At 64.2% G+C, this 22,885-nt stretch carries 24 protein-coding genes and 1 tRNA gene; 14 read left to right on the forward strand and 11 right to left on the reverse strand.

Annotated elements, in window-relative coordinates; genetic code table 11:
- Positions 1-468: 468 nt before the first annotated feature.
- The 11 genes from Q0743_RS30495 (at position 469) to Q0743_RS30545 (ending at position 11,736) form a co-directional block, all read left to right on the forward strand.
- Positions 469-1,728 carry a hypothetical protein gene (locus Q0743_RS30495; RefSeq protein WP_298245137.1) on the forward strand — a complete coding sequence of 420 codons (1,260 nt, stop codon included), beginning with the start codon at positions 469-471 and terminating at the stop codon, positions 1,726-1,728.
- Positions 1,728-2,300 (forward strand): hypothetical protein, encoded by a 573-nt coding sequence (locus Q0743_RS30500; RefSeq protein ID WP_298245138.1) that lies wholly within the window; start codon positions 1,728-1,730, stop codon positions 2,298-2,300. The genes Q0743_RS30495 and Q0743_RS30500 overlap by 1 nt, the downstream gene beginning before the upstream one ends.
- 198 nt (positions 2,301-2,498) lie before the next feature.
- A complete protein-coding gene (locus tag Q0743_RS30505) occupies positions 2,499-3,821 on the forward strand; it encodes a UbiA family prenyltransferase (RefSeq protein WP_298245139.1) in 1,323 nt (440 codons plus the stop codon).
- A gap of 106 nt (positions 3,822-3,927) precedes the next feature.
- Positions 3,928-4,542: a ribonuclease D gene (locus Q0743_RS30510; protein WP_097663313.1), complete on the forward strand. Its 615-nt coding sequence runs from the start codon at positions 3,928-3,930 to the stop codon at positions 4,540-4,542.
- A 182-nt stretch (positions 4,543-4,724) separates the two neighbouring features.
- Positions 4,725-5,450 (forward strand): LPS export ABC transporter periplasmic protein LptC, encoded by a 726-nt coding sequence (gene lptC, locus Q0743_RS30515; RefSeq protein WP_298245194.1) that lies wholly within the window; start codon positions 4,725-4,727, stop codon positions 5,448-5,450.
- Between the two features lie 5 nt (positions 5,451-5,455).
- Positions 5,456-6,172, forward strand: coding sequence for an LptA/OstA family protein (locus tag Q0743_RS30520; protein WP_298245140.1), 717 nt, complete (start codon positions 5,456-5,458; stop codon positions 6,170-6,172).
- A gap of 222 nt (positions 6,173-6,394) precedes the next feature.
- Entirely contained in the window at positions 6,395-7,414 is a 1,020-nt protein-coding gene (lptB, locus tag Q0743_RS30525) for an LPS export ABC transporter ATP-binding protein (protein ID WP_298245141.1), read from the forward strand.
- A gap of 89 nt (positions 7,415-7,503) precedes the next feature.
- The gene (gene rpoN, locus Q0743_RS30530; protein WP_298245142.1) at positions 7,504-9,123 is read left to right on the forward strand and encodes an RNA polymerase factor sigma-54; all 1,620 of its coding nucleotides are present in this window, start codon (positions 7,504-7,506) and stop codon (positions 9,121-9,123) included.
- 80 nt (positions 9,124-9,203) lie between these two features.
- Positions 9,204-9,815: a ribosome-associated translation inhibitor RaiA gene (gene raiA, locus Q0743_RS30535; protein WP_298245143.1), complete on the forward strand. Its 612-nt coding sequence runs from the start codon at positions 9,204-9,206 to the stop codon at positions 9,813-9,815.
- Positions 9,816-10,034: 219 nt separating this feature from the next.
- Complete coding sequence (ptsN, locus tag Q0743_RS30540; RefSeq protein ID WP_008141251.1) at positions 10,035-10,496, forward strand: PTS IIA-like nitrogen regulatory protein PtsN; 462 nt, start codon at positions 10,035-10,037, stop codon at positions 10,494-10,496.
- 193 nt (positions 10,497-10,689) lie between these two features.
- The gene (locus tag Q0743_RS30545) at positions 10,690-11,736 is read left to right on the forward strand and encodes a tetratricopeptide repeat protein (RefSeq protein ID WP_298245144.1); all 1,047 of its coding nucleotides are present in this window, start codon (positions 10,690-10,692) and stop codon (positions 11,734-11,736) included.
- A 205-nt stretch (positions 11,737-11,941) separates the two neighbouring features.
- On the opposite strand, the gene Q0743_RS30550 is transcribed toward Q0743_RS30545, so the two are convergent.
- From Q0743_RS30550 to Q0743_RS30585, 8 genes are all read right to left on the reverse strand, one after another.
- Entirely contained in the window at positions 11,942-12,214 is a 273-nt protein-coding gene (locus Q0743_RS30550; protein WP_100178644.1) for a DUF1150 domain-containing protein, read from the reverse strand.
- Between the two features lie 50 nt (positions 12,215-12,264).
- Positions 12,265-12,690, reverse strand: a complete 426-nt coding sequence (locus tag Q0743_RS30555) for an Hsp20 family protein (protein ID WP_011083554.1) — start codon at positions 12,688-12,690, stop codon at positions 12,265-12,267.
- A gap of 304 nt (positions 12,691-12,994) precedes the next feature.
- Positions 12,995-14,083, reverse strand: a complete 1,089-nt coding sequence (locus Q0743_RS30560) for a sn-glycerol-3-phosphate import ATP-binding protein UgpC (RefSeq protein ID WP_298245145.1) — start codon at positions 14,081-14,083, stop codon at positions 12,995-12,997.
- 13 nt (positions 14,084-14,096) lie between these two features.
- Positions 14,097-14,945 (reverse strand): sn-glycerol-3-phosphate ABC transporter permease UgpE, encoded by an 849-nt coding sequence (ugpE, locus tag Q0743_RS30565; RefSeq protein ID WP_298245146.1) that lies wholly within the window; start codon positions 14,943-14,945, stop codon positions 14,097-14,099.
- Positions 14,945-15,826 carry a sn-glycerol-3-phosphate ABC transporter permease UgpA gene (ugpA, locus tag Q0743_RS30570; RefSeq protein WP_298245147.1) on the reverse strand — a complete coding sequence of 294 codons (882 nt, stop codon included), beginning with the start codon at positions 15,824-15,826 and terminating at the stop codon, positions 14,945-14,947. Before ugpA ends, ugpE begins: the two co-directional genes overlap by 1 nt.
- A 50-nt stretch (positions 15,827-15,876) precedes the next feature.
- Positions 15,877-17,193 carry a sn-glycerol-3-phosphate ABC transporter substrate-binding protein UgpB gene (gene ugpB / locus Q0743_RS30575; RefSeq protein WP_298245148.1) on the reverse strand — a complete coding sequence of 439 codons (1,317 nt, stop codon included), beginning with the start codon at positions 17,191-17,193 and terminating at the stop codon, positions 15,877-15,879.
- Between the two features lie 324 nt (positions 17,194-17,517).
- The gene (locus Q0743_RS30580) at positions 17,518-18,723 is read right to left on the reverse strand and encodes a CaiB/BaiF CoA-transferase family protein (RefSeq protein ID WP_298245149.1); all 1,206 of its coding nucleotides are present in this window, start codon (positions 18,721-18,723) and stop codon (positions 17,518-17,520) included.
- A 175-nt stretch (positions 18,724-18,898) separates the two neighbouring features.
- The gene (locus Q0743_RS30585) at positions 18,899-19,324 is read right to left on the reverse strand and encodes an organic hydroperoxide resistance protein (protein ID WP_018645071.1); all 426 of its coding nucleotides are present in this window, start codon (positions 19,322-19,324) and stop codon (positions 18,899-18,901) included.
- A 153-nt stretch (positions 19,325-19,477) separates the two neighbouring features.
- Here Q0743_RS30585 and Q0743_RS30590 point away from each other — a divergent pair, with 153 nt between their 5' ends.
- A complete protein-coding gene (locus Q0743_RS30590) occupies positions 19,478-19,939 on the forward strand; it encodes a MarR family winged helix-turn-helix transcriptional regulator (RefSeq protein WP_194405183.1) in 462 nt (153 codons plus the stop codon).
- A 10-nt stretch (positions 19,940-19,949) separates the two neighbouring features.
- On the opposite strand, the gene Q0743_RS30595 is transcribed toward Q0743_RS30590, so the two are convergent.
- From Q0743_RS30595 to Q0743_RS30605, 3 genes are all read right to left on the reverse strand, one after another.
- Positions 19,950-20,186, reverse strand: a complete 237-nt coding sequence (locus tag Q0743_RS30595) for a GIY-YIG nuclease family protein (protein ID WP_298245150.1) — start codon at positions 20,184-20,186, stop codon at positions 19,950-19,952.
- Between the two features lie 157 nt (positions 20,187-20,343).
- Positions 20,344-20,419: transfer RNA gene (locus Q0743_RS30600), tRNA-Ala, on the reverse strand.
- Positions 20,420-20,515: 96 nt separating this feature from the next.
- On the reverse strand, positions 20,516-20,923 hold the full coding sequence (locus Q0743_RS30605; protein ID WP_298245151.1) for a TIGR02300 family protein: 408 nt from the start codon (positions 20,921-20,923) through the stop codon (positions 20,516-20,518).
- A gap of 160 nt (positions 20,924-21,083) precedes the next feature.
- On the opposite strand from Q0743_RS30605, the gene aroA reads away from it, so the two are divergent.
- Positions 21,084-22,421, forward strand: coding sequence for a 3-phosphoshikimate 1-carboxyvinyltransferase (gene aroA, locus Q0743_RS30610; RefSeq protein ID WP_298245152.1), 1,338 nt, complete (start codon positions 21,084-21,086; stop codon positions 22,419-22,421).
- A gap of 56 nt (positions 22,422-22,477) precedes the next feature.
- Positions 22,478-22,885 carry a hypothetical protein gene (locus Q0743_RS30615; protein WP_298245153.1) on the forward strand — a complete coding sequence of 136 codons (408 nt, stop codon included), beginning with the start codon at positions 22,478-22,480 and terminating at the stop codon, positions 22,883-22,885.

Here is a 22,885-nt window from a genome sequence, read left to right on the forward strand (position 1 = left end):
CCGCGCAGGCCTTTGCGCATCGAGCGCCTTCCCAAAACCCTAGGCCGCATGCTTTGTCGCGAAGGCGTCAAATGCATTGGCGTGGTGACGGGCTGGGACTGGAATTGACGGCGGTCTTCATTCTTCTTCTTGCCGGTTGCGAGTTTGGAAGACGGGGGAACCGACATGATGATTTCACCGCGGACGCGAGTAGCCGCCATTCTGGCAACAGCGCTCATTGCCGTGATCACGGCCTGCGCCGGCGGTCCGGACGCCCGGGCTCAGTTCGTGTGCGTGGATGGGGCCGCGTCCGAGCAAGGCGCCTCGGCCGCCGGATCAGCGGGCAATTTTGCCTGCGGGCCCTCCGCCTCCGCGCCGGGTGCGGGCAGCAACAACTCCGCGATCGGGAGCGGCGCTTACGCTGACGGAAATGCCAGCAGCAATATTGCCGTCGGTTCCGCCAACGCCAGCGGCCACAGCAGCTCCAACATGGCGACCGGAAACAATGCCAACGCCAGCGGCAACAACAGCTTCAACAGCGCGACCGGAGCGGGAGCCATCGCCAGCGGTGACACCAGCAAAAACATCGCGTCCGGTAACAACGCGCAAGCCAGCGGCGACAACAGCAACAATATCGCGACCGGCGCCGGAGCCAACGCCAGTGGCAACAACAGCGGCAATCTCGCGACCGGGCTGACCGCCCTCGCCAACGGAGACAACAGCAGGAACGTTGCGACCGGGCGCAGTTCCAATGCCTCCGGCAACAACAGCAGAAATGTTGCGAACGGGTTTCTCGCCAGGGCTTACGGCGACAACAGCTCCAACACCGCGACGGGGACCAACGCCAACGCCTACGGCAACGGCAGCGCTAACATCGCGACCGGCCCAAACTCCAACGCGACCGGCGACAATAGCTTCAATATCGCGACCGGCGTGAATACCAACGCGAGCGGGTCCGGAAGCTATAACGTCGCCACCGGCAACGCCGCCACCGCATTTGGCACCAACAGCTCGAACGCGGCTACCGGCTATCTGGCGAATGCCAACGGCGCCAATTCGAGGAATATCGCGAACGGCACGCAATCCAATGCCAGCGGGACCGGCAGCTTCAACATTGCGGTCGGAAACGGCGCCAACGCAAGCGGAGATGGTGTTGCGAACACCGCGGTCGGCAACGGCGCCAATGCCACCGGCGCGAATTCGTCGGCCTTTGGCAATGGTGCGTCGGCGACGCTCGCGAATTCCACCGCGATCGGCAATGGTGCCGCCGCGACGCGCACGAACCAGCAGGTCTTCGGCACCGCGAGCAATACCTACACGATGACAGGCCTCACCTCGGCCGCGAGCACGGCGGCGCAGTCCGGACCGGTGCAGCTGGTCACGACGGATGCCGCCGGCAATCTCGCCGCGACCTCGCTCGGTGCACTCGGGCTTGCAGGCTCAGGCGAAATCGCGAACATCAACAGCCAGCTCGCCGGCATCAACGCCCGCCTCAACGAGATCGACGGCAGGACCGGCAAGGCGATCAACGGTGTTGCGATGGCTTTTGCGATGTCCGGCTCGCCATGGCTGATGCCGTCCGAGAAGATCGCGATGAGCATGAACTGGGGCACCTTCCAGAACACCAATGCGCTCTCCATGAGCGCGGCGCTGCGCGTCAGCGAGAATGTGCAGGCCAGTGGCGGCCTGACCTACGGCACCAATGGCGGTGGATTAGGGGGCCGCGTCGGAATGCGCGTCGGCTGGTGATGGCGGGCTTTTGCAATTCGGCGCAACTGATCGCGCGCGCCGCGATGGCGCTGGCGCTGCTGATGAGCGGCAGCCACACTGCATGGGCTCAACAGAAGGCGCCCGCGCCGGCTGCAGCTGCCGCGCAGCCAACGCTGCCCGTCTCGCTGGAGCAGGCGCTCTATCTGATCCGCTCGACATTGCTCACCCTCAACGATGCCAACCGCACCGGCAATTACACCGTGCTGCGCGACCTCGCCGCGCCCGATTTCCAGGCGCGCAACACCGCCGCCGATCTCGGGCTGAATTTCCTCGACCTGCGGCGTCGCAATTTCGATCTCTACGGCGTTGCATTGCTGGCGCCACAATTCACCGACGCGCCCGCACGCGACCCACAGGGCATGCTGCGTCTTGCCGGTTACTTTCCGACCCAGCCGCAGCAGATCAAATTCGATCTCACCTTTCAGATCGTCGGCGGGCAATGGCGCCTGTTCGCGATCGCCATCGCCACGCCCGACGCCGCATCCGCGCAACCACAGGCCCAGGCGGGGCCCGCCAGGCCGGCCGCGCCGGCGCAGAAGAAGTCGCCGTGAGCGCGGGGGCGGCATCCCATCCATCACTCTGACGAAAATGGGGTTTTTGCCAAGTCCAGCGAGCCTGACCGCCGCGGCTTGCGCTGCCGTCCGCCCGATTAAGCCGCCCTTAGCGAATGCCCCCTAGGCTCGCGGCCGTCCATATCCCTGCTCCCCGGCCGGATGCCGGTCATTTGCGGCAGTTAAGAGCGTTTTCGGATGGAGCAGCCTGCCCGGCACTACGATTCTGGCGTATCGACCCCGTCGGCAGCCCCCGCGGCGGCGCGGACGCTGCTCGTCGATCTCGAAGGCGGCCTGCTGCGGTCCGAGCTGCTGATGGAGGCGCTGTTCTCCAGCCCCGGCCGCATGTTGGCCCGCTTCGGCGCGGGCGGACGACCGGGTATGGCGGCGCTTACCGATATTCTGGCGAAGGCCGAGATCGACTACGCCCATCTGCCCTATGAGTCCGATGTGCTGAACCAGGCGCTGGCGGCGCGGGCGCGGGGCGAGAAGATCTATCTGGTCGCCGACCGCTTCGCCCGTCATGCCGCTTGCATCGCAGCGCATCTCGGTTTCGACGGCGTGGTTGCGCCGGCGGATCTCGCCGCAGGCGACCTCCCCTTCGATCGCGCCTCCCTCGCGCGCGTCAGTGCGCGCGCGCGGGGCCGTGCCAGCCTGAAGACCTGGGCCAAGGCGCTGCGCGTCTATCAATACGCCAAGAACACGCTGGTGTTCGTGCCCGTCATCACCGCGCATCAGCTCAACTTTGCCTCGCTCGGTTCCGCGCTGCTGGCGTTCCTGGCGTTTTCGGCCTGTGCGTCGGGCGCCTATCTGATGAACGATCTGCTGGATCTCGCCGCCGACCGGCAGCATCCGACCAAGCGCCATCGCGCGCTCGCGGCCGGCGACTTGCCGATCTCCTCGGCGCTGGCGGCGATCCCCGCGCTGTGGCTGTTCGCAGTCGCGGCCGCCCTCTTCATCTCGCCGCTGTTCCTCGGCGTGCTCGGCGCCTATCTCGCCACCACGATCGCCTATTCGCTCGTGCTCAAGCGCAAGATGCTGGTCGATATCGTCACGCTCGCCGGCCTCTACACGCTGCGCATCGTTGCCGGCGCGGTCGGCGTCGGCGTGGTGCTGTCGGAATGGCTGCTGATCTTCTCGCTGTTCGTGTTCACCTCGCTGGCTCTGATCAAGCGCTTCAGCGAGCTCAGCATGCGCGAGAGCGCCGGCCTCGCCGATCCCTCCAACCGCGACTATCGCGTCACCGATCTGCACGTCATCGGCGCGATGGCGGCGGCGAGCGCGATGAACGCGGTGACCGTGTTCTCGCTCTATGTCTCCTCGACCGCGGTGACGCCGCTGTACAGCCGACCCTGGATGCTGTGGCTGCTGACCCCGCTGCTGCTGTACTGGTTTGGCCGCGCCCTGATGATGGCGCATCGCCGCGAGATGCCCGACGATCCCATTCTCTACGCCTTCCGCGACGGCCCGAGCCGCATCACGGTCGCGGCGATGATCTGCATCATGCTGGCGGCGATCTGACCGAACCCCGCGCTTGCGCGGCCCGCCGGCAATGGCTACATCGCGGGCAATCCGAATTAGCTATTGTGCCGACGCAACCGAATTCGACCCGAGGTTTTGAAACGCCATGACCGTACGCCTGCACCGCGGCGACCTGCCCGACCTGTCCCGCTACACCGGAGCGGTTGCGATCGACACCGAGACCATGGGGCTGAATCCGCATCGCGACCGGCTCTGCGTGGTGCAGCTCTCGCCCGGCGACGGCAGCGCCGACGTGGTGCAGATCCCCAAGGGCCATACCGACGCGCCGAACCTGAAGGCCCTCCTGGCCAATCCCGCCATCACAAAGATCTTCCACTTCGCGCGGTTCGACGTCGCGGTGCTGTACCAGACCTTCGGCGTCATGACCGGGCCGATTTACTGCACCAAGATTGCCTCCCGCCTGACCCGCACCTACACCGACCGCCACGGCCTGAAAGACCTCGTGCGCGAGGTGCTCAATGTCGACCTGTCCAAGCAGCAGCAGTCCAGCGACTGGGGTTCCGACAGCCTGACCGAGCCGCAGCTCGCCTATGCCGCATCCGACGTGCTGCATCTGCATGCCTTGCGCGAACGGCTGGATGCCATGCTGGTCCGGGAGGGCCGCACCGCGCTCGCAAAAGCCTGTTTCGACTTCCTGCCGACCCGTGCCCTGCTCGACCTCCAGGGCTGGGAGGAAGAGGACATTTTCGCGCATTCCTGAGCCCTGACCCGTCGGTTAGACTTGGGCTGCGCCCCGTTTCGGACACTTTCGTGCGGCCTGTCGAAGCCCGATATGCCAAGGCTGATATGTCCAAGGCTGTCCAGGCTGCACATTGGGGCCATGACGGGTACAATGGATTTGCCCCTCAACCCGGCCTGGCGAGCGACACCTCAGGAGCGCAGGTGAATTCGGCCCACAGTACCACCTACGATGCCGCGCTTGCGGCGAAGTTTGCCAGCGCGGCGCGCCACAGCCGCCTGGTGCGGATTCTGCGGGTCTCGGTTCCGGCGACGGTGGTCGTGGCCATGGCCGTGATCATCTACATCGCGTTCTTCAACAAGTTCAGGATGCCGGAGCTGCCGCTCACCGTCGAGAACCTGGTGGTGTCGGGCACCAAGATCACGATGGAATCGCCGCATCTGTCCGGCTTCACGCCGGATCAGCGGCCCTACGAGCTCTGGGCCAAGACCGCGACGCAGGACATCACCGATCCCGACCATGTCGATCTCAACGATTTGCGCGCGAAGGTGCTGATGGAGGATCAATCGACCCTGCTCCTCGATGCCCGCACCGGCCGCTTCGACAACAAGCAGCAGCAGCTCGATCTGCACAAGGACATCTTCCTGCGCACCTCCACCGGCTATGAAGCGCGGCTGAACTCCGCCTTCGTCGACATGAACAAGGGCACGGTGTCCTCGGACGAGCGTGTCGACGTCAAGCTGACCAACGGCACGTTGACCGCGGACCGCTTGCGCATCACCGAAGGCGGCGACGTCATCCGTTTCGAAGGCAATGTGGTGATGCATCTGGACAAGCTGGACGAGCCGGCCGCACAGCCTGCGCCGGTCGAGCCTGCGCCGCCGGTGAAGACGCGTACGCCTCAGAACAAGTCTGCCAATTCAAAGTGATTTTCATGACCAACATCTTTTCGCGCAGCGACGACAAGCGGTGCGCCATCGTCAGCGCGGCCGCACTTGCCGTCGGCATCGCGTTCGCCGCCACGGGCGCGGCCATCGCGCAGAGCACCATGCAAGGCGTGCCCAACGCGATGCAGGGCTTTTCCCAGAATCGCGACCAGCCGATCCAGATCGAGGCTGCTTCGCTCGAGATGCGTGACAAGAAGAAGGAGGCGACCTTCGCCGGCAACGTGAAGGTCGTGCAGGGCGATACCACCATGACCTCGAAGACGCTGGTGGTGTTTTACGAATCGGGTGGCGGCGACAAGCCGGCCACGCCTCAGCCTGCGGCCAAGGCGGCCAAGGGTGCGCCGATGCAGTCGGCGCAGCCAGGTCCGGGCGGCAGCTCCTCGATCAAGCGGCTGGAGGCCCGCGGCAACGTCGTGGTCACCCAGAAGGACCAGGTGGTGACCGGCGACACCGCCGTGTTCGACACCAAGACCAATCTCATCACCATGCTCGGCGGTTCCGGCCAGGTCGTCCTGACCCAGTGCAAGAATGTGCTGCGCGGCGACCGGCTGATGGTCGACATGACGACAGGCGTGTCGCGCGTGGAATCCGACAATGGCCGGGTCCAAGCGCTGCTGCCGCAGGGCGGCGGCAACGATTGCGGTTCGGGCAAGGGGGGCGGGGCGCCGCCTTTGCAATTGCCCGGCGCAAGTAAACCGAAATAAATTCAAAGGCTTGGTTCGGATGTTGCCGAACCGAGGTTGAAGCTTGGCCGGCGAGACTGTATCTAGCGCGCAGGGCTTTCGAAGCGGGGACCGCCGCTTTTCGGGCGTGTTTCACTGGGCATGAGACATCCCTTCACTCATGCTGCGTCGGCTCATCGAGAGGCCGGTGCGGCAGACCCCGCGAATTCGCGCGGGATCGTCGCGAAAGGCTAGAAGGCGGGGATGGTCGATCTTTTCAGCATGTTCCGTCGGCGCCCCGCCAAGCGCGGCCGGCCAGGATTTGCGCGTCAGGACATCACCGCGCTCGGTGACAGCGTCGGCGGGCTGGTGGCCAGCCCGATCAGGGACTCGGCGCCGCTGGCGCGCGACCAGGCGATGCATGCGCCCGATCAGTTCCAGGGAGATTATCAAGGCGATTACAAGCCCGATTACCATGCCGAGCCACGTCCGCAGGCCGTTCATCCCTTGCGGAACGCCGCCAGGTCGAATGGCGATGGCGGGCCTCAGCTCCTGAAGCGGCCGGGCTTCCTGGCTGTGCATAGCGTGGAAAAGGCCTATGGCAGCCGCAAGGTGGTGCGCGGTGTCAGCATCTATGTGCGCCGCGGCGAAGCGGTCGGCCTGCTCGGGCCGAACGGCGCCGGCAAGACCACCGTGTTCTACATGATCACCGGCCTGATCAAGGCCGATCGCGGCGCGATCGAGCTCGACGGCCACGACGTCACGAAGCTGCCGATGTACCAGCGCGCGCGGCTCGGGATCGGCTATCTGCCGCAGGAGGCCTCGATCTTCCGCGGCCTCACCGTCGAGCAGAACATCCGCGCCGTGCTCGAAGTCGTCGAGCCCTCGCGCAAGAAGCGCGAGGAGCAGCTCGATTCCCTGCTCGACGAGTTCAACATCACCCGCCTGCGCAAATCGCCGTCGATCGCGCTCTCGGGCGGCGAACGCCGCCGCGTCGAGATTGCGCGCGCGCTGGCGACGCGTCCGAACTACATGCTGCTCGACGAGCCCTTCGCGGGCATCGATCCGATCGCGGTCGGCGACATCCAGGACCTCGTCCGCCATCTCACCAATCGCGGCATCGGCGTGCTCATCACCGACCACAATGTGCGTGAGACGCTCGGCCTCACCGATCGCGCCTATATCGTCTATGCCGGTGAAATCCTGACCGAGGGGAGTCCGGATGAGATCGTCGCCGATCCGGACGTACGCCGCCTTTACCTTGGCGAGGAATTCCGCCTCTAGCCCGTTTTTGCGTTTCGTCAAGACGTGTACATCGGGCCCGGACTAGGATAAGCAAAAATCGGACCAATTTTGGGAACGGTTCTTGCTTCATGGCGCTTACGCAGAGATTAGAGTTCCGGCAATCGCAGTCGCTGGTCATGACGCCGCAGCTGATGCAGGCGATCAAGCTGCTGCAATTGTCCAATCTCGATCTCACGACCTTCGTGGAGGAGGAGCTCGAGCGGAACCCGCTGCTGGAGCGGGCCAACGACGAGGCTCCGGGCGGCGAAGCCCCGGCCGAGGCCGGCCAGTTCAGCGATAACGACGATTTCGGCGGCAGCAGCGACGAGCCGGGCGGCGGTCCGGGCGAGGCGTTCGAGCCGGGCCAGGAAGAGTGGATGAGCAAGGATCTCGGCACCCGCGCCGAGATCGAGCAAACCCTGGACACGGGCCTGGACAACGTCTTCTCCGAGGAGCCTGCCGAGGCGGCCGCGCGCAACGCCCAGGATGCCGCTCCGACCACCTACACCGAATGGGGCGGCGGCGCCTCCGGCGATGAGGACTACAATCTCGAAGCCTTCGTCGCGGCCGAGACGACGCTTGCCGACCACCTCGCCGAGCAGCTTTCGGTGGCCTTCACCGGGGCCGCACAGCGCATGATCGGCCAGTACCTCATCGACCTCGTCGACGAGGCTGGCTATCTGCCGCCCGATCTCGGCCAGGCCGCGGAACGTCTCGGCGCAACGCAAAAGGACGTCGAAGACGTCCTCGCCGTGCTGCAAAAATTCGACCCGCCCGGGGTCTGTGCGCGCAATTTGAGCGAGTGCCTCGCGATCCAGCTCCGTGAGCTTGACCGCTACGACCCCGCGATGCAGGCCCTGGTCGAGCATCTCGATCTCCTCGCCAAGCGTGACATCGCGGCACTTCGAAAGCTCTGCGGCGTCGACGACGAGGACATTGCCGACATGATCGGCGAGATCCGCCGCCTCAATCCCAAGCCCGGCATGAAGTTCGGCTCGGCGCGTTTGCAGACCATGGTGCCGGACGTCTATGTCCGCCCGGGTCCGGACGGCGGTTGGCATGTCGAGCTCAACAGCGACACCTTGCCGCGCGTGCTGGTCAACCAGACCTATTATTCCGAGCTGTCGAAGAAGATCGGCAAGGACGGCGACAAATCCTATTTCACCGACGCGCTGCAGAACGCGACCTGGCTGGTGCGCGCGCTCGACCAGCGCGCCCGTACCATCCTGAAGGTCGCGACCGAGATCGTGCGCCAGCAGGACGGCTTCTTCACCCACGGCGTGGCGCACTTACGGCCGCTCAATCTGAAGGCCGTGGCCGACGCCATCCAGATGCACGAATCCACGGTGTCGCGCGTCACCGCCAACAAATACATGGCGACCAATCGCGGCACGTTCGAGCTGAAATATTTCTTCACGGCTTCGATCGCCTCGGCCGACGGGGGCGAAGCGCATTCAGCCGAAGCCGTGCGCCACCACATCAAGCAGCTGATCGATTCGGAGGAGCCCAGCGCGATCCTGTCCGACGACACCATCGTGGAACGCTTGCGCGCCTCGGGAATTGATATTGCCCGCCGCACGGTCGCGAAGTACCGCGAAGCCATGCGCATTCCGTCCTCGGTGCAACGCCGCCGCGACAAGCAGAGCGCCCTTGGTAACGTTCTCTCCACCGCACTGTCCGATCGCTCCCGCAACACCGAACCGGCCTGATTGCGCTGGCGCGAAATCGCGCTACTCTCCTCCATTCGCGACCGATCCAATCTTGGCAAGCAAACCAAGCGAGGCATCACATGACTCTTCGGATTTCGGGCAAGAGCGTCAGTGTCGGCGAGGCCCTGCGCGGCCGCGTGACCGACCGGACTGAAGAGGTCCTGCGCAAATATTTCGACGGCAATTATTCCGGCCACATCACGCTCAGCAAGGACGGCTTCGGCTTCCGTACCGACTGCGCACTGCATCTGGATTCCGGCATCACGCTGGAAGCCGATTCGAACGCGCCGGATGCCTATGCCAGCGCCGACCAGGCCCTGGTGATGATCGAGAAGCGCCTCAAGCGCTACAAGAGCCGCCTCAAGGACCGCTCGGCCCGCAAGGCCCATGTCGCCTCCGCTGCGCTCGCGGCCTTGGACGCCACGGCTTACGTGCTGGAGGCGCCGGGCGAGGGTGAAGACGAGGATGAGGTGACCGGCTACAGCCCGGTGATCATCGCCGAATCGACCACCTCCTTGAAGCCGCTGTCGGTCAGCGAGGCCGTCATGGAACTCGATCTCAGCGGGGCACCCTGCCTGGTATTCCAGCATGGCTCCAGCGGCCGGGTGAACATCATTTACCGCCGGGCCGACGGCAATGTCGGCTGGATCGACCCGCCTGGTGCGAAACCGGACGGCAAGACGGGCGGCTAGGCCGAAACCAAAGCCCGTATGATCCCCAGGGCTTAACAATGACCGTGGCAAAGCCGCACGCGGCAGTTGGCACCGGGATTGCGTTGGAGTAGAAGCGCCCCACATCAGGATCGGGGCTAAGTCCCCCTCCTGCTTCACCTTCTTGCCGCCGGCCGGGCTCGATTCGACTGAGCCGGCCATTTCGGAACCTGACGGTTTAATTCACCTCGGAAACCTTCCATGCCGATTACCGATCTGGTCGCACCCGAGGCGATTCTCCCGGCATTGAAGGTCAACAGCAAGAAGCAGGCTCTGCAGGAGCTCGCCGCCAAGGCCGCCGAGTTGACCGGACAGAACGAGCGTTCCGTGTTCGAGGTGCTGCTGCAGCGTGAGAAGCTCGGCACCACAGCAGTCGGCTATGGCGTCGCCATTCCGCACGGCAAGCTGCCCAAGCTGGAAAAGATCTTCGGCCTGTTCGCACGCCTCGATCGTCCGATCGATTTCGAGGCCATGGACGGCCAGCCGGTCGATCTGGTCTTCCTGCTGCTCGCTCCCGAAGGCGCCGGCGCCGATCATCTCAAGGCGCTCGCCCGCATCGCCCGCCTCTTGCGCGACCAGGACATCGCCAAGAAGCTGCGCGCCTCGCGCGACGCCCAGGCGATCTACTCCGTGCTGGCCCTGCCGCCGGCGACCGCGGCGTAAGCTTTCTCCTGTTCGAACCCGCACGGCTTCGTCTGCGACTGATCTTGCAGCCGGGCGCGGCGATATGTCGTCACCATGCTGACCTGCCACCGGCACAATTTCGGCGCGGGGATTTGTCGACATGACGTGTGGTTCGATCGGCCGGCTTGTCGGTCTGGGTCTGGCTTGCTCCCTCGCCATCGCCGCGACGGACGTGGCTCGCGCTGACCAGGCGTCGAATGATCGCGTCATCGCGGAGAAGACGGAGATCATCGCGGCCGACCCGATCAACGCGGTCGCTTACGAGCTGCGCGGCGAAGCCTATTACATCAAGCACGACTGGACTCGCGCCTTCGAGGATTGCAGCGCCGCGATCCGGATCGATCCGAATTTCGGGCGGGCCTATCATTGCCGCGGCCGCGCCTATTCCGCCAAGGGCGATCGCGACCACGCCATGGCCGACTACAACGAGGCCATTCGTCTCGATCCCGGTTACGGAGCGTCCTACGCCTCGCGCGCCGAGGAATATTTCAACAAGGGTGATTACGATCTCGCGATTGCGGGATTCACCGATGCGATCGAACGCAGCCCCAAGCAGGCCTACCGTGCGCTGGTCAAGAGAGGGGAGGCGTACGCTGCGAAGGGCGACACCGACCGGGCCGTCACCGACTACAGCGAGGCGATGCAGCGCAATCCAGCCGCCGCCTTGCCTTACGAGCTGCGCAGCACCATTCGTCTTGGCAAGGGTGACGTCGATGCGGCTTTCGCTGACTGTGACAGCGCCGTCCGTCTGGAGCCCGCAAGTGCCGGCGGCCATTATTGCCGGGCCATGGTGTTCCTGAAGAAGGACGATGTCGACGGCACCATCCGCGAGCTGGATGACGTCACCAGGATCATGCCGTCTTTCGAGAAAGCCTATGTCGTTCGCGCCGTGGTTCTGCACGGAAAGGGCGACGACAAACGTGCCCTTGCAGATCTCGACGAAGCCATTCGATTACAGCCGGGGAGTTTGGAGGCCTACCGCAATCGTGCGGGCGTGTTCCGGGATCTCAAACAGTACGATCGCGCGCTCGTCGACTACAACGAGGCGCTCCGGCTCGATCCGAACAACCAGGTCACGCTGGCCAGTCGCGGCCTGCTCTACATGATGCGATCCGACCCCAAGCATGCGCGCGCCGATTTCGACAGCGTGCTCGCGCTGCCGCCGGCTGACAAATGGGCCGTCGACACCGCGCGCGAAGGGCTTAGTTTGCTGAAGTGAACAATGGTGGGCACGGCCGCCGATACACCGTCATTGCGAGGAGCTCTTGCGACGAAGCAATCCAGACGGCCGCTGCGGAAGCAGTCTGGATTGCTTCGCTGCGCTCGCAATGACGATGCCACGTCGTTATCGCTCAAAATGAAAACGGGCACGCCTTCGTCCGAAGGCATGCCCGCTCAAAACTCTCTTTGTGCGACGTGCGCGCTTAGTGCACGCTGACGGCCTGCAGTTCGTTGCTCCAGGCGTTGGCGATCGCAGCTTCCCGGCTGTCGGTCAGCATGATCGGCGTGCCGTCGGCGGCGTGGAGCGCGAAGAGCTTGAGGCCCGGCGCGATTTTCGGCGCTTCGGGAAACAGGCCCGGCACGTCCTCCGAGCGGATCTGCTTCACATAGGCGATATGGCCTTCGCCGAGGGTTGCCAGCGTCTCCGGGGAGACGGCCTTGGCTTCGTATTCGAACGCAACGTGACCTTCACTCATGGTCTCGACTCCTCTGGAACACTAAGCGGTCGAGTCCGCTACTCGTTCCATTATTCGTGCTCATTGATAGCGATTGTCTTAACGATCCTCTCCGGTTCAGGCCGGGCCAGGTCGATCGACAACAACCCGTTCTTCAGATCCGCACCCAGCACCAGCATCCCCTCCGCCAGCACGAAGGTGCGCTGGAAGTGGCGCGCGGCAATGCCGCGATGGATGTATTGCCGGGTCTTGTCGTCCTGCTGACGCCCGCGGATCACGAGCTGGTTTTCCTCAATGGTTACATCGAGTTGGTCACGTGTAAATCCGGCGACCGCCAGCGTGATGCGTAAGCGCTCGGGCTGGCCGTCCGATCGGTCGCACCTCTCGATGTTGTAGGGAGGGTAGCCGTCGGCGCCTTTGACGACGCGATCGAGCACGCGCTCAATCTCGTCGAAGCCCAGAAGGAACGGACTGGATAACGTGGGAACACGAGACATAGTTTACAAAGTCCTCTCGAAGCGACTTTGGTGTTTCGGGGCCCGATCAAGGCACCCCTTGCTCAGCAATATGGGCATATCCCCTTGTGTGTTCAAGGACGTAGCCGGGAGGCTGTGGATGGCCCATGGCGGCGTATCCAGTCCATTTGCCGCTGCGAATGTGTCAGCGATGTCTCCGAACGCTTCGTCAGGAATCGGCGCCGGCACGACGATTTTCGAGACGGATTTTCCCAACGAAAACAGAGCCCCTTCTACTGTGCATGGGGTTGTTTTCGCACTTTTGGGTCGGCGGGCCTCGGAACGCTCAGGCCTCTAGCCGCTTCCGTCCATCGCCGCTGAACAGATGCAGCTTCTGGCGAACCGCGGCAACGCGGATCCTTGCGCCGATGGCGGGGGCTTCGGTTCCGGGAATGCGGACGATGATCTCGCCGGGCGGCAGCTCGCCGGGGGTGGCGGCGACGTGCTGCTCTTCCTGCTCGCGCGAGCCGTAGACGAAGGTTTCGGCGCCGACGCGCTCGATCGCTTCCACGGTGAGCGGCAGGGCGACGCCGCCGGCCGGGGTCTGGTCGGTAATGACGAAGTCTTCCGGGCGGATGCCGAGGATGCCGGCATCGGCAGCCGCGCTGCCGGCGAGCTGCGAGCGGATCTCCTCGGGCCGCGTCGACATCAGATTCATCGGCGGAGCGCCGATGAAGGAGGCGACGAAGGTGGTCGCCGGCTTCTCGTAGATGGCGAGGGGATTGCCGACCTGCTCGACCTGGCCGCCGTTCATCACGACGAGGATGTCGGCAAGCGTCATGGCCTCCAACTGGTCGTGGGTGACGTAGATCGACGTGGTGTTGAGCCGGCGCTGCAGTTTGCGGATCTCGACCCGCATCGCGATGCGGAGTTTCGCGTCGAGGTTCGACAACGGCTCGTCGAACAGGAACACCTTCGGCTGGCGCACGATGGCACGGCCCATGGCGACGCGCTGACGCTGGCCGCCGGAGAGCTGACGCGGCTTGCGCTCCAGCATCGGCGACAGCTCGAGCACGCGTGCGGCTTCCTCGACGCGGGTCTTGATCTCGGCCTCCGCCATGCCGCGGTTGCGCAGGCCGTAGGCCATGTTGTTGTAGACGCTCATATGCGGATAGAGCGCGTAGTTCTGGAACACCATCGCGATGTCGCGATCGGCGGGCTCGACCTGGTTGACGACACGGCCGCCGATGTCGATCTCGCCGCCGGTGACAGTCTCGAGGCCGGCGACCATGCGCAGCAATGTGGACTTGCCGCAGCCGGAGGGACCGACCAGCACGCAAAACTGTCCGTCGCCGACATCGACGTTGACGCCCTTGATGGCCTCGAAGCCGCCGGGATAGGTCTTGCGGACGTTGCGCAGGGTGACGTTAGCCATGAAAACTCGCTTGTTACTTTTCCGTCTCGACCAGACCGCGCACGAACAATTTCTGCATCACGACGACGACGAAGACCGGCGGCAGCATGGCCAGCACGGCGGTTGCCATCACGATCGGCCATTCGGTCAGCGCGTCGGTGGTGGTGATCATCTTGCGGATGCCGACCTGGATGGTCTGCATGTCGTCGCGGGTGGTGATGAGCAGCGGCCAGAGATACTGGTTCCAGCCGAGGATGAACAGGATCACGAACAGCGCCGCCATGTTGGTGCGCGACAGCGGCAGCAGCGTGTCCCAGAAGAAGCGCAAGGGGCCGGCGCCGTCGATGCGCGAGGCCTCCAGCAGCTCGTCCGGCACGGTCATGAAGAACTGGCGGAACAGTAGCGTCGCGGTGGCCGAGGCGATCAGCGGCAGCGCGAGGCCCGCATAGCTGTCGAGCATGTGCAGATCGGCGACGATCTTGTAGGTCGGATAGATGCGGACCTCGACCGGCAGCATCAGGGTGATGAAGATGAGCCAGAAGATCGGCATGCGGAACGGAAAGCGGAAATACACGATCGCATAGGCCGAGATGATCGAGATCGCGATCTTGCCGACCGCGATCAGCAGCGCCATTACCAGCGAGTTCAGCATCATGTTGCCGACCGGCTCGCGGGTCGAGCCGCTCGTGCCGACGAAGATGGTCTGGTAGTAGGTCTCAAAGAAATGACCGCCGGGCAGCAGGGACATCTGCCCGTTCGCGATCAGCGCGTTGTCCTGGGTCGAGGCGACGATCGCGATGTAGACCGGGAAGGCCACGATCGCGATCCCGATCCAGAGGATGAAATGGGCGACGTAGCGCCGGATGCCCTCGTCCTCGACCATCAGTAGGTCACCTTGCGTTCGACGAAGCGGAACTGAATTCCCGTGAGCACGATGACCATGATCATCAGGACCACCGATTGCGCAGCAGAGCTGCCGAGATTGCCGCCGAGCAGGCCGTCGGAATAGACCTTGTAGACCAGCGTCTCCGTCGACTTGCCGGGACCGCCGCGGGTCATGGTGTCGATGATGCCGAAGGTGTCGAAGAAGGCGTAGACGATGTTGACGACCAGGAGAAAGAAGATCGTCGGCGACAGCAGCGGGAAGGTCACGGTCCAGAACCGCCGCATCGGGCGCGCGCCGTCGATCGCGGCGGCTTCGAGCACGCTTTTCGGGATCGCCTGCAGGCCTGCGAGGAAGAACAGGAAATTGTAGGAGATCTGCTTCCAGGCGGCGGCGAGGATGATCAGCGACGCGGCCTGGTCGCCGTCGAGCAGCGGGTTCCAGTCGATCCCGGCGGCGCGCAGATAGCGCGAGATCACACCGAGCGAGGGATGCAGCATGAAGATCCAGAGGACGCCGACGACCGGCGGCGCGACCGCATAGGGCCAGATCAGCAGCGTGCGGTAGAGCGTCGAGCCGCGCAGCGGCTTGTCCGCCATCACCGCGAGCAGCAGCGCAAAGGACAGCGACGAGACCGCGATGGCGAACGAGAAGAAGAAGGTGCGGAGGATCGATTCGAAATAGGCGGGATCCCTGAACAGCTCGACGTAATTGTCGAACCAGACGAAGCTGGTCGACAGACCGAAGGCGTCCTGGAGCAGGAAGGACTGGATCACGGCCTGCAGGGCCGGCCAGTAGAAGAAAATCAGGACGATCGCGAGCTGCGGCGCAACCAGCGCGTAAGGCAACAGCTTCGATTGGAAAATGGCTTGCTTTTGCATGATGCCCGCAGGAGCGGCAGGCCGGCTTGGCCGGCCTGCCGTCCGTCGCCTTACTTCACGGCGGTCTTTTCGAACTGACGCAGCATGGTGTTGCCGCGTTCGACTGCGGCATCGAGCGCCTGCTTGGCGGTCTTCTTGCCGGCGAGCGCCTGCTCGATTTCTTCCGCCCAGACGTCACGCAGCTGGACCATGTTGCCAAGGCGCAGGCCGCGCGAATTCTCGGTCGGCTCCTTGTTGGTCAGCTCGAGCAGCGGGGTCTCGAGATAGGGCTGGTCCTTGTAGAAGCCCTCGGCCTTGGCCTTCTCATAGGCCGCCTTGGTGATCGGCAGATAGCCGGATGACTTGTGGATGTAGACCTGGCGATCGGTATCGGAGAGGAAGGTCAGGAACTTCGCGACGCCCTTGTATTCCGCGGCTGACTTGCCGCCCATGATCCAGAGCGAGGCGCCGCCGATGATCGAGTTCTGCGGTGCGCCCTTGACATCAGGATAATACGGCATCGGCACTGCGGTGAAGTTGAACTTGGCCTGCGCCTTGACGTTGCCGAAGAACGCCGAGGAGGTCAGGTAGAGCGGGCATTCGCCCGAGGTGAAGCGGCCTTCGCCGGTGTTGGTGCGGCCGGCATAGTCGTAGGTCTTGTCCTTCTGGAGCTCGACCAGCTTCTCGAGATGCTTGACCTGGAGCGGGCCGTTGAACTCGAGCACGGTGTCGAAACCGTCGAGGCCGTTGGCCTTGGTCGAGAGCGGCACGTTATGCCAGGCCGAGAGCTGCTCGAGATTGACCCAGGTCACCCACGAGTTGGAGAAGCCGCACGTCGCATGACCGTTGTCATGGAGCTTCTTGGCCGCGGTGAACATTTCGGGCCAGGTCTTGGGGATCTCGACATTGGCCTTCTTCAGCTCATCCAGATTGACCCACATGACGGTCGACGACGAGTTGAAGGGGAACGACAGCATCTCGCCCTTCGAGGTCGAGTAATAGCCGGTGATCGCGGGCAGGTAGGCTTTCGGATCGAACTTCTCGCCGGTTTCGGCCATCAGCTTGTAGACGGGCTTCACGGCGCCGGTCGCGGCCATCATGGTCGCGGTGCCGACTTCGAACACCTGCATGATGTGCGGGGCGTTGCCGGCGCGGAACGCGGCGATGCCCGCATTCATTGTGTCGGCGTAGTTGCCCTTGTAGGTCGGAATCACCTTGTAGTCGGTCTGCGCCGCGTTGAAGTCGTTGGCGAGCTTGACGATGACGTCGTTGTTGGCGCCGGTCATCGCGTGCCACCACTGGATTTCCGTCACGGCCAGCGCCGGTGATGCGCCGAGACCAACCGTGAGTGCCACAGCAGCAGCCGTGCCAAAATGTCGAAGAGCCATCAAGAAAACCTCCCTTGCCCGTCACTAAAGAAGCGCTTGCGCTAGCAGCGCCATATGACGTTCACATGACTGTGTAAGCGGGAGAAACGAAAGCAGCAAGCGCTGCTAAATGGGAAGTCGTCAAATAGGCGAAGACGAAACGGGACAGCCTCCTCCGTTCGCGGTGCACTATCGTGCCCGCGCCGCAGTGCGGCATCATTCGTTGGATGGAGGCGGTGGCCCCCTAAAGCCCGATGAGCTTTGGACGATTCGTCATCGCGCTTTAGGTCGTTGTTTGCGCATGATCTTTCCGGAGAACCGCTTCGCACTTTTCCGGATCATGCTTTAGCGCTTGCGCTCGGGGCCACAGACCGTGCCCTTTTCGACCATCGCGTCGATCTCGGCCTTGGAATAGCCGAACTCGCCGAGGACCTCCGCCGAGTGCTGGCTGAATTTCGGCGGCAGCCGGCGCAGGCTCGGCTTGCTGCGGTCGAGCCGGATCGGTGACGCCACGCCCTTGTACCAGTCCTTTTCGATAATATCGCCGCGCGCGATCGTATGCGGGTTCTGCAAGGCCTGGTCGATCTTCTGCACCGGCCCTGCAGGCAGGCCTGCGGCCAGCAGGCGATTGCACAGCGGCTCGGCTTCATGCTGGCTGAACACGGCGGCGAGCTCGGCGCGCAGCGCCTCGCGGTTGGCGATGCGGTCCTTGTTGCGGGCAAAGCGCGGGTCGGTGCCGAGCTCGGGCTTGCCGATCTCCTTGGCGAGCTTACGGAAGGTGCCGTCATTGCCGACACCGATGAAGATGTTGTCGGTCTTGGTCGGGAAGATCGCGTAAGGTACGAGGTTGGGGTGCTCGTTGCCGGTGAGCGAAGGCGGCTTGCCATGCATGAAATAGTTCGCAGTGTGCGGATGCATGATGGCAAGGCCTGTCTCGTACAGCGTCGTCTCCAGGAACTGGCCCTTGCCGGAACGCTGCCGCTCGGACAGCGCCATCAGGATGCCGATCGCCGCGTAAAGTCCGGTGGTGATGTCGACCAGGGGCACGCCGATCCGCATCGGCCCGCTCTCGGGCGAGCCGGTCGCCGCGATCATGCCGGTCATGGCCTGGATGATGGCGTCGTAGCCGGGATTGCCGCCGCGCGGGCCGTCGGCGCCGAAGCCGCAGATCCGGCAATGCACGAGGCGCGGGAATTTCTGGCTGAGCACATCGTTGCCGATACCCCATTTCTCCAGCGTGCCCGGCTTGAAGTTCTCGATCAGGACGTCGGCGGTCTCCAGCATCTTCAGCAGCACGATTCGGCCGCCTTCGGAGGCGAGGTCGAGGCCGATCGAGCGCTTGTTGCGGTTGATGCCGATGAAATAGGCCGCGTCTTCCTCGTGGAAGGGAGGGCCCCATTCGCGCACCTCGTCGCCGGCGGGCGGCTCGACCTTGATCACGTCGGCGCCGTGGTCGGCGAGAATCTGGGTGCAGTAGGGACCGCCGAGCACGCGCGTGAGATCGATGACGCGGAGCCCGCTCATGGCACCTGTGGCGGCTTCAGAACTCATGCCTTCGCTTCCCCTGTGTCGACGTTTGGTCACAGGCCTAGCGAGGTTTTTTTGCGCCAGCAATGGCTTGCTGCGTAGGGCCGCATGCGCTGCCGCTGCGCAATCCCGCGATGTGGGAAATCAACGGAAACGGCCGGCCCGAGGGGGATCCCGGGCCAGCCAATCCGCCGTTCGGTCAGACGACCGTCAGGCGAACGTCGACATTGCCGCGCGTGGCGTTGGAGTAGGGGCACACCTGGTGCGCCTTGGCGACCAGCGCTTCGGCCTCGGCCCGGGCGAGGCCCGGCAGCGAGACCGCGAGATCGATATCGAGGCCGAAGCCGCCCTCGGAGCGGGGGCCGATGCCGACCGTCGAGGTGACGGAAGCGTCGGCGGGAACCTTGGGGCCGCCCTGCGAGGCCACGAACTTCATCGCGCCGATGAAACAGGCGGCGTAGCCGGCCGCAAACAGCTGTTCGGGATTGTTGCCGGCGCCGCCGCCACCGCCGAGCTCCTTCGGCGTGGTGAGCTTGACGTCGAGCGCGCCGTCGAGGGTTGCAGCATGGCCGTCGCGGCCGCCGGTGGCCTTGGCGCTGGTCTTGTAGAGGACGTTCACGGACATTGTCGTCTCCCTTGGGTTTCGATGGGGTGCGATCTCTATCGCAGACAATTAGATTGTGCACAATTGAAATTCCGGGGTCTCACATTTAATTGTTCGCAATTGAATGTGCCGGCGCGCGGCGCCACAATGAGACAAGTCCTTTAGAGATTCCCCATGCCTCGAAAATCATCGGCAGCGGACGCGCCGCTGCGGCTCGACAACCAGATCTGCTTTGCGGTCTATTCTGCCGCGCACGCCTTCAACCGCGTGTACAAGCCGCTGCTCGACCGGCTCGGCCTGACCTATCCGCAATATCTGGTGATGCTGGTGCTGTGGGAGCGCGACGACGTCCCGGTCAAGGACATCGGCGAGCGGCTGTTCCTGGACTCGGGCACGCTGACGCCGCTGCTCAAGCGGCTGGAGGCGGCCCATCTCGTCAAGCGCACCCGCTCCAGCGAGGACGAGCGCCAGGTCCTGATCGCGCTGACGGCGCAGGGTCATGCCCTGAAGGAGAAAGCGCGCGCCGTGCCGCAATCGATCCTGGCGGCGTCGGACTGCTCGGTGTCGGAGCTGGTCGCGATGAAGGACGAGATCGTCGCGCTGAGGGATCGGTTGAATGCGGTGATCGGGGAGTAGGGGGCGGCGGTTAGAGGCGTTTCTTGGCGAACGCACGGCCGGACGCCGACTTCAGATATCTCTCGAATGCGAGGGCCTGCTTCTCGTTGCTGAACGCAACATAAGTCTTGAGACGCCAAGGCCCGTATTTCGAGGTGTGGGGAACTTCGCCGGCGTTGTGCTTTGTCAGCCGAGCGCGCAGGTCGTCGGTGATCCCAACATAGAAGTGGAGGGAATCAAGGCTTTCCAGGATGTAGACGTACTTCACGGCGCACTCCCCGGTTGCTGAGAGGAGTTTACACTCGCTTGGGATTTGATGAAGCCCGGCTTCGCCCTATGGGCTACGCCGCGGCAGCCTTCGCTCACTTCGCTACGAGGGACTGTCCCAGGCTTGCCGAGCCGTAGCTCGCGAAGCGAGCGAAGGCTGGTGGAGCCAGGCGGGATCGAACCGCCGACCTCTTGCATGCCATGCAAGCGCTCTCCCAGCTGAGCTATGGCCCCTTAGTCCTTAACCGGGGTGAACCTGGTTGATCACCCCTGGACCGGCGAGCCTTCCGACTCGCGCGGTGCACCCTTTTTCACAGATCTGGGCTGATCTCAAGTCTCTTCATCACCTCCGACATCACCAATGATGTCGGTCACGTCCTCATCGCCCTCTTCTTCGTCGGCAATGAAGGTCGAATCATCGTCATCGTCGTCGTCGAGGGTCTCGTCGACCTCGATATCGTCCTCGGACTCGGGCACCACGGCCTTGACCTTGCCGGTGTTCTCCTCGGCATCGGCCTCCTCGAGCGAGACCATCTCTTCGGCCTCGGCCGGCTCCGGCGTGGTGTCCTGGGCCATGCTGCGGGCCTCGGCGCCGCGGGAGGCGCGCGCAGGCGCCACGGGGGCGATCGGCACCACCTCGCCGGTATAGGGCGAGATCACCGGATTCTTGTTGAGGTCATAGAACTTCTTGCCCGTGGTCGGGCAAATACGTTTGGTTCCGAGTTCGGACTTGGCCACGGCAGGAATCCTGGGAATGTCTGAAAAGCGGTGCTTCACTTGGCTAGTTGGCGGCCCGCTGTCAATAGCGCATTACGGGAGAACGACATGCCCGTGACGGGGCCCGGACCTTGTGGTACCTGCCGCCCAGCCCCTTGTGGGCGTATCCAAGGACACAATCGTGACCCATTCCGACCAAACCAGGCCGCTCCAGTCGCGCGCCAGCGGTCCCCTGACCGGGAAAGTACGGGTCCCCGGGGACAAGTCGATCTCCCACCGTGCCCTGATCCTGGGCGCGCTCGCGGTCGGCGAAACCAGGATTTCGGGCCTGCTCGAGGGCGAGGACGTCCTCAATACCGCCAAATCCATGCAGGCGCTGGGTGCCAGGGTCGAGCGCACCGGCGATTTCGCTTGGAAAGTCAACGGGGTAGGCGTTGCAGGCTTCGCCCCACCCAAGGCGCCGCTGGATTTCGGCAACTCCGGCACCGGCTGCCGGCTGGTGATGGGCGCCGTCGCCGGCTGCCCGATCTCGGCGGTTTTCGACGGTGATGCCTCGCTGCGCAGCCGCCCCATGCGCCGGATCCTCGATCCCCTGGAAAAGATGGGCGCGAAGGTCATTGCCGGGGGTGAGGGCGGCCGCCTGCCGCTGACGCTTCAGGGCGCGCGCGATCCGCTGCCGATCACCTACACGACCCCGGTCGCCTCGGCCCAGATCAAGTCGGCCGTGCTGCTGGCGGGCCTTGCCGCGCCGGGCACCACGACCGTGATCGAGACCGAAGCCAGCCGCGACCATACCGAATTGATGCTGAAGCACTTTGGCGCCGACATTGCCTCGGCGCGCGAGGGCGTGCATGGCCGCCGCATCACGCTGAAGGGCCAGCCAGAGCTTCATGGCGCGACCGTCGTGGTGCCCGCTGATCCCTCCTCGGCGGCGTTCCCGATGGTCGCAGCGCTGATCGTCGAGGGCTCCGACGTCGTCCTGTCCGACGTCATGACCAATCCGCTGCGCACCGGCCTGTTCACCACGCTGCGCGAAATGGGCGCCTCGATCGAGGAAAGCGAAGTGCGGGGCGATGCCGGTGAGCCCATGGCGCGCTTGCGTGTGCGCGCCTCGAAGCTGCGTGGCGTCGAGGTGCCGCCGGAGCGTGCGCCCTCGATGATCGACGAATATCTGGTGTTGGCCGTGGCGGCCTCCTTCGCCGAGGGCACCACCATCATGCGCGGCCTGCACGAGCTGCGCGTCAAGGAATCCGATCGCCTGGAAGCCACCGCCGCCATGCTGCGCGTCAACGGCGTCAAGGTCGAGATTTCCGGCGACGATCTGATCGTCGAGGGCCGCGGTCACGTTCCCGGCGGCGGCACTGTCGCCACCCACATGGATCATCGCATCGCGATGTCCGCGCTGGTGATGGGCTGCGCCGCCGACCAGCCGGTGGCCGTCGACGACACCGCCTTCATTGCCACCAGCTTCCCGGACTTCATTCCGATGATGCGTTCGCTAGGGGCCGAGTTTTCATGAGGCCGCGACCGTGAGCAGAGCCCTCGACCGGCATACCTTGCTGTGAGGAGGTTGGGATGCGCCCAAAAACCCTTGCTGAGGCCGTCGATTTCATACGCGCAGGTGCGCCGCAGGATACCACTCTGGCCAAGTTCATAGACACGTTCGATCTGGCCGGGACGAGCCTCGCTCAATACGAGACGATCGAGGACGAACCGGCGTTGACGCAGAACGAACGGCTCGACGCCTTGGTTGGTGCGATCGCCGAATATCTGGCTAAACAACGTCGTCTTGGCCGGGTGCCGGCCTGGGTCTGCGATCCGGCCCGACGCCTTGCCGAGCCATGGTTCACTGCATCGTCCCCCTCCGATGCCATGCGCGAATATCTCACCTTTGCGAGTCCTGCGGAGTTCGCGTCTCGCAATATCTTTACCGAAGAACGGCCATTACGGCGTGCGCGTGGGCCGCAGACAGCCAAGGTTTGA

The organism is uncultured Bradyrhizobium sp., from assembly GCF_936943645.1.
Lineage (GTDB): Bacteria > Pseudomonadota > Alphaproteobacteria > Rhizobiales > Xanthobacteraceae > Bradyrhizobium.

What these genes read in the sequence shown, in the direction of transcription:
- rpoN (WP_298245142.1), top strand. Translation starts at nt 7,504, where the DNA reads ATGGCGCTTACGCAGAGATTAGAGTTCCGGCAATCGCAGTCGCTGGTC.
- Q0743_RS30580 (WP_298245149.1), bottom strand. Translation starts at nt 18,723, where the DNA reads ATGAGTTCTGAAGCCGCCACAGGTGCCATGAGCGGGCTCCGCGTCATC.
- ptsN (WP_008141251.1), top strand. Translation starts at nt 10,035, where the DNA reads ATGCCGATTACCGATCTGGTCGCACCCGAGGCGATTCTCCCGGCATTG.
- Q0743_RS30495 (WP_298245137.1), top strand. Translation starts at nt 469, where the DNA reads ATGGCGACCGGAAACAATGCCAACGCCAGCGGCAACAACAGCTTCAAC.
- Q0743_RS30615 (WP_298245153.1), top strand. Translation starts at nt 22,478, where the DNA reads ATGCGCCCAAAAACCCTTGCTGAGGCCGTCGATTTCATACGCGCAGGT.
- ugpA (WP_298245147.1), bottom strand. Translation starts at nt 15,826, where the DNA reads ATGCAAAAGCAAGCCATTTTCCAATCGAAGCTGTTGCCTTACGCGCTG.
- Q0743_RS30550 (WP_100178644.1), bottom strand. Translation starts at nt 12,214, where the DNA reads ATGAGTGAAGGTCACGTTGCGTTCGAATACGAAGCCAAGGCCGTCTCC.
- Q0743_RS30585 (WP_018645071.1), bottom strand. Translation starts at nt 19,324, where the DNA reads ATGTCCGTGAACGTCCTCTACAAGACCAGCGCCAAGGCCACCGGCGGC.
- Q0743_RS30555 (WP_011083554.1), bottom strand. Translation starts at nt 12,690, where the DNA reads ATGTCTCGTGTTCCCACGTTATCCAGTCCGTTCCTTCTGGGCTTCGAC.
- Q0743_RS30560 (WP_298245145.1), bottom strand. Translation starts at nt 14,083, where the DNA reads ATGGCTAACGTCACCCTGCGCAACGTCCGCAAGACCTATCCCGGCGGC.
- Q0743_RS30500 (WP_298245138.1), top strand. Translation starts at nt 1,728, where the DNA reads ATGGCGGGCTTTTGCAATTCGGCGCAACTGATCGCGCGCGCCGCGATG.
- ugpE (WP_298245146.1), bottom strand. Translation starts at nt 14,945, where the DNA reads ATGGTCGAGGACGAGGGCATCCGGCGCTACGTCGCCCATTTCATCCTC.
- ugpB (WP_298245148.1), bottom strand. Translation starts at nt 17,193, where the DNA reads ATGGCTCTTCGACATTTTGGCACGGCTGCTGCTGTGGCACTCACGGTT.
- Q0743_RS30505 (WP_298245139.1), top strand. Translation starts at nt 2,499, where the DNA reads ATGGAGCAGCCTGCCCGGCACTACGATTCTGGCGTATCGACCCCGTCG.
- lptB (WP_298245141.1), top strand. Translation starts at nt 6,395, where the DNA reads ATGGTCGATCTTTTCAGCATGTTCCGTCGGCGCCCCGCCAAGCGCGGC.
- Q0743_RS30520 (WP_298245140.1), top strand. Translation starts at nt 5,456, where the DNA reads ATGACCAACATCTTTTCGCGCAGCGACGACAAGCGGTGCGCCATCGTC.
- raiA (WP_298245143.1), top strand. Translation starts at nt 9,204, where the DNA reads ATGACTCTTCGGATTTCGGGCAAGAGCGTCAGTGTCGGCGAGGCCCTG.
- Q0743_RS30590 (WP_194405183.1), top strand. Translation starts at nt 19,478, where the DNA reads ATGCCTCGAAAATCATCGGCAGCGGACGCGCCGCTGCGGCTCGACAAC.
- Q0743_RS30510 (WP_097663313.1), top strand. Translation starts at nt 3,928, where the DNA reads ATGACCGTACGCCTGCACCGCGGCGACCTGCCCGACCTGTCCCGCTAC.